Annotated in this window: 5 protein-coding genes; all 5 read left to right on the top strand. The window is 55.8% G+C overall.

Annotation, left to right across the window (positions count from 1 at the left end; genetic code table 11):
• Nucleotides 1-197 (top strand): hypothetical protein (locus tag M0974_RS05205; protein ID WP_297833618.1); only part of this gene is annotated, 197 nt, incomplete at its 5' end.
• The gene (locus M0974_RS05200) at nucleotides 197-1,246 is read left to right on the top strand and encodes an MFS transporter (RefSeq protein WP_297833616.1); all 1,050 of its coding nucleotides are present in this window, start codon (nucleotides 197-199) and stop codon (nucleotides 1,244-1,246) included. The genes M0974_RS05205 and M0974_RS05200, both read left to right, overlap by 1 nt.
• A gap of 131 nt (nucleotides 1,247-1,377) precedes the next feature.
• The gene (locus tag M0974_RS05195; RefSeq protein ID WP_297833613.1) at nucleotides 1,378-1,968 is read left to right on the top strand and encodes a TetR/AcrR family transcriptional regulator; all 591 of its coding nucleotides are present in this window, start codon (nucleotides 1,378-1,380) and stop codon (nucleotides 1,966-1,968) included.
• A gap of 57 nt (nucleotides 1,969-2,025) precedes the next feature.
• The gene (locus M0974_RS05190) at nucleotides 2,026-2,430 is read left to right on the top strand and encodes an antitoxin Xre-like helix-turn-helix domain-containing protein (protein ID WP_297833611.1); all 405 of its coding nucleotides are present in this window, start codon (nucleotides 2,026-2,028) and stop codon (nucleotides 2,428-2,430) included.
• A complete protein-coding gene (locus tag M0974_RS05185; protein ID WP_297833609.1) occupies nucleotides 2,424-3,164 on the top strand; it encodes an RES family NAD+ phosphorylase in 741 nt (246 codons plus the stop codon). The genes M0974_RS05190 and M0974_RS05185 overlap by 7 nt, the downstream gene beginning before the upstream one ends.
• Nucleotides 3,165-3,267 lie beyond the last annotated feature (103 nt).

Genomic DNA, 3,267 nt, shown 5'->3' with positions numbered 1-3,267 from the left:
GTATCCAGTTGTTCAAGCCGCCTTACCCCGACGCAAAAATGGGGCAGATCAACCCGGAGGAGTTCCGCCAGGAGGCGCAGGTGTTCGGCTACAAGCTCGGCGACCTCGCGAATTTCTATACCAACGATCTGATCGCCGACATCAACCACTTCGATGCCGACAGGATCATTGCCGACGCGCGGGCCAGCGTCGGCTAATGGACGCGCAACGTCACGTCGTCGTCACCGGGGCCAGTTCCGGCATTGGGCTGGCCATTGCGCGGATGCTGGTGGCGGTCAGTGAATCGCCGACGACCTCAGCCTCGCTGTCGTTAATCGCGGACCTGTATCCACCACAACGACGCTCATTCGCCATCAGCTGTTTTACCGCGGCACCGACGTTTTCCTCGATCATTGGTTTGAGTATCGGCGCCTGGGTGGTGGAGCAGTATGGCTGGCGCAGCGCGTTTATTTCCGTTGGCATGCCGGCCTTGGTGTTTTGCGCCATCCTGACCTTTTTTGCACGCGACCCACAGCGCGGCCGTTGGGACCTCACGCCACATACTTACACCCAGGCGCCGCTACTTGGTATGGGCGCCGAAGCACGCAAGCTCTGGACGTTGCCGGCCTACCGGTGCCTGATCCTCGCGGGCGGTCTGGCTACGCTCTGCTCCTATGCCATCGGCATGTGGAACACCAGCTTCCTGATGCGCTCCCACGGCTTGTCACTGCAACACGCCGGGCTCCTGGTCGGGGTGATCTGCGGTATCTCGGCCGGGATTGGTGGCCTGTTCAGTGGTTGGTTAAGTGACCGCTTGTGCCGCCGCAACCCACACTGGCAGGTTTCCATTCCAGTGTTGGGCCATCTGGCAGCCATCGCCGCGCTGGTCCCTTATCTGCTCTGGTCCGATACTCTGCTGGTCCGCATCGGCGATGTACCTATTCCGACCGCGATGCTCTGGTGCGCGATCTATTCCTTCTTTGCCGTGTGGTGGGTCGCCCCGTCCTACAACCTCGTCACCCAACTAGTGCCGGCGGGTCGGCGCGGTACTGCCATGGCCCTGCAAACCATCGTCAGTACGCTGCTCGGGGTCGGCGTCGGGCCACTGATAACCGGTTTGTTCAGCGATATGTTGATACCGCAGTTTGGCCAGGAGTCGCTGCGTTATGCGCTGCTGCTGATTAACCTGCCGTTAATCGGCGCTGTACTGTTGTTGATCCGTACATCCACACACGCGTCCAAAAGCGCCTATAAACACGCGCATTAGCGAACCTTCGATGCCAAGGTGGATCTGCTTATATGAAGAGAAAGCCGTCTTGTTCTACTGCGTGTCCTACTCGACGTTCAGAGAAAGCGCTGGACCCTGCCCGAACGGATCGGGGGCAACAGGTCAGGGACGTGGCGCTGTCCATGTTCGTCAAGGAGGGGTTTGGCAATGTCAGCCTACGCCACCTTGGACAGCGAGTTGGGGTGCATGCGGGTTCGCTCTATCACCATGTGGAAAGCAAGCAGGCGTTACTGTTTGAACTGATCCATGAACATTTAGAAAATATGGTTGACGCCATAGCCCGGCGGACGAGGAAAACTGCCACCGCCGGGGCCAAACTTAGTACCTTCGTGCGTATCCATTTGGAATTTCAAATACATCATCAGGAGTGCGCCCAGTTGTTAGGTTTGGAGTTGCGCAGTCTTGACGACGCCTATAGAGCCCAGATCCAGCCGTTGCTAGCGCGCCACCGGAGTTGCCTGACCGAGATCATCACCGCAGGTGTTGCCTCCGAAATTTTTATTGCGCAGCCTATCCCGACGAGCGTCAACGCCGTGCTGGGCATGCTTTGCAGTGTCGCATTCTGGTTTCGCGAAGGGCACCAGCCGTTTGAGGAACTGGTCAAACAGATGACCGCGATGATTTTTGGGCTGCTTTGCCCACCCGCCCAGAAAGCTGACCCAAGCCTTTCTATAGGATGCCGGCCACACGCCACGAGTTGACCTACAGATTCTAATTTACTATATTTGAATCTGTAGACTCATCAAGAGGCGTTAGTCATGACCGTTGCCCTTCAAACCCAAGGATTCACCAAAGAGCAGTGCGTAACTGGCCTACGCGTAGCGGTAGAAATACTCGAAAAATGGCAAGCATCGAGTGATCAAGCTTGCCGTATTCTGCGCATTTCCCGCAGTACGTACACCCGTGCAAAGCAGCGCGATCCCGCATGGTCTGTTGCTTTGGACTCGGATCAGATGCAACGAATCAGTTTCGTTCTTAACATCCACGCCGCTTTGCGCCTGGTCTTTGATAACCCGGAGAACGTCTATGGCTTTCCGGCAATGGCCAACGATAACGAATTTTTCAATGGCCGTGCCCCGCTCGACATCATGTCGCAGGGAGATATGATTTCCTTGTACGAGACCTTCCGGCGGATTGACGTACTGCGAGGTGCGCAATGGTGATGGTGAGTCAACTCGCCGAGTTGGCCGGGGAGCAGTTGCAGGCCTACCGACTGGTCAACTCAAAGTTCCCGCCCGTTGCATTGTTTGATGATGTTGCCGATGCGTCCGAGTTCGAGGTTCTGTACCAGATACAAACCCTCACCAATCCAAGACTGCAAAACGAGCTGGGGAACATTGAGTTAATACCGCGCGGCGAGATTCCTTTCGGTATTCCCGGATGCTCTTACGCGACGGCTCCCTTTACTCATGTTAACCAGGCGGGTTCTAGGTTCAGCGATGGTAACTTTGGTGTGTTGTACCTGGCTGCGTCGATGGAAACAGCGTTGGCTGAGGTACGGCACCACCAAGACCAGTATTGGTCGAACGTCCAGAATCTCAATTACGAGCGGTTCCTTTTTCGAGGGTTATCCTGCACGTTCGTTGATGTAGCAATGAGGGATGCCGTCTCTATTCCCATGAGCGATCCCATTTACGATCCTATTGATTACACGCATTCCCACCGTTTGGGCAAGGCCGTCAAACAGGCCGGCTGCCCAGGCCTGAGGTACAACTCTGTGCGTATGCACGGCTACCACTGCTGGGCATTGATGACCCCGAGACCCGTTTCATCGGTTATTCAGACAGCGCATTACGAGATGATCTGGAACGGCCAGATCACCAGCGTAAATAAAATCAGTACGGCCGGTTCAATGCCCGCAGTAGCACTTGATCATGGCCATACACATCCGATTTGAAACTGACACGGCCATCGTCTTGCAAATCCACTGTCCAGTACGCCAACAACACTGGGATTTTCATCGGCAGAGGTATGTTCGTTGTAGTGCCTTTCGCCAATTG

It is taken from the genome of Pseudomonas sp. (genome assembly GCF_026224925.1).
In the GTDB taxonomy this organism is placed as follows: Bacteria; Pseudomonadota; Gammaproteobacteria; order Pseudomonadales; family Pseudomonadaceae; genus Aquipseudomonas.
This window is presented reverse-complemented; position numbering and strand designations above follow the sequence as displayed.